The following is a 1,806-nucleotide window of genomic DNA, read 5'->3' as shown; positions in this document are numbered from 1 at the left end:
TGCCATAGAAGAAACGCGTCGGCGCGCTCCGTGGCGGATGCTGCTGGATCAGTTCACCGATTTCATGATCCTCGTCCTGATTGCGGCGGCGATCCTGTCGGGAATGATCGGCGATCCACCGGATGCGATCGCCATTGTGGTGATTGTGCTCATCAACGGTGTCATAGGCTTCGTCCAGGAGTACCGTGCCGAACGCGCCGTTGCCGCACTGAAGCTGCTGGCGGCGCCCTCGGCCACGGTGCGGCGCGGGGGGCAGGTGCAAACGGTTGTCGCTTCCGATCTCGTGGCCGGTGACGTCGTTCTGCTCGAGGCGGGCGGCATTGTGCCGGCAGATCTGCGGCTAGTGGAAACTGCACAGTTCAAAGTGGAGGAAGCGGCGCTGACTGGTGAGTCGGTCCCCGTCGACAAGCGCGTGACGGCGTTGAGCCAGGCGGATCTACCCTTGGGTGACCGTCTCAACATGGCCTACAAGGGCACGGTCGCGAGTTACGGCCGGGCAATCGGCGTGGTGGTGGCGACCGGCATGCAGACGGAGTTGGGCAAAATCGCTGCGCTCCTCAGTCGAGCGGCGGAGCCGCAGACCCCTCTGCAGAAACGCTTGACGGAGTTTGGCCGGCGGCTGGCGTTGGCCGCAATTGCCGTGTGCGTGGTGGTCTTTGCCGTTGGCTTGCTCCGCGGCGAGCGCCTTGTGCTCATGTTCCTGACGGCGGTGAGCCTGGCCGTCGCGGCCATTCCGGAAGCGCTCCCCGCGGTGGTCACGGTCTCGCTCGCTTTCGGCGCCCGCCGCATGGTGAAGCAGCATGCATTGGTCCGGCGCCTGCCGGCGGTCGAGACGCTCGGATCGGTTACCTACGTGTGCTCGGACAAGACCGGCACGCTGACGCAGAACAAGATGCGCGCCGAGCAACTCTACGGCGACGACCGCGTGATCCAACTTCCCGGAGGCATCGATGACGTTGTCGCCGAACCCTGGCACACGTTGCTCACGGCGTTGGCGCTGAGCAACGATGCCACCCGCAACGACCGCGACGAGATCCTCGGCGACCCCACGGAGGTGGCGCTGTACGTGGCGGCAGCAGAAGCGGGCTGTGACAAGGCGGCGCTGGCGTCCACGGCGCCGCGGCTGGCGGAGGTCCCGTTCGACTCGGAGCGCAAGTGCATGACCACCTTCCACCGTCATCCCGAGGGAGTTGTCGCCTTTACGAAGGGCGCTCCGGAGCTGGTGATTGAGCGGTGTGATCGCGTGCTGCGTGACGGCGGGCCTGCCGCCATCGAGGCGCGACGGATACTTGCCGTTGCCGAACAGATGGCCGGCCGCGGCCTGCGTGTGCTTGCCGTTGCGTACCGTCTGTGGCCGGAGATCCCAGCGGATCTGTCACCTGCTGGTGTCGAGCGTGGCCTGGTATTCGCAGGGCTCGTCGGCCTCATGGATCCGCCGCGCGAGGAAGCCGCCGAGGCCGTGGCCCTCTGTAAAACCGCCGGGATCACCCCGGTGATGATTACGGGGGACCACCCTGCCACGGCCCGCGCCATCGCATCGCGTCTTGGCATCATCGACGATGACGGCGCCGTGATGAGCGGGCAGGAGTTGGCCCGGCTGCCGCTTGAAGAGTTCGAAGATCGGGTCCGGCACGTGCGGGTCTACGCCCGCGTCGCACCCGAACAGAAGATCAAGATCATCAAGGCACTGCAGGACAAAGGTGAGTTCGTCGCCATGACCGGCGATGGCGTCAACGACGCGCCGGCGCTGAAACGCGCTGATATCGGGGTGGCGATGGGCGTGACCGGGACCGATGTGGCCCGTGA

General features: G+C 66.1%; 1 protein-coding gene. It reads left to right on the top strand.

Features of this window, described 5'->3' with window-relative positions; genetic code table 11:
- Positions 1 to 1,806 (top strand): HAD-IC family P-type ATPase (locus VF515_01530; GenBank protein ID HEX7406306.1); only part of this gene is annotated, 1,806 nt, incomplete at both ends.

This window comes from Candidatus Binatia bacterium (genome assembly GCA_036382395.1).
Lineage (GTDB): Bacteria > Desulfobacterota > Binatia > HRBIN30 > HRBIN30 > JAGDMS01.
This window is presented reverse-complemented; position numbering and strand designations above follow the sequence as displayed.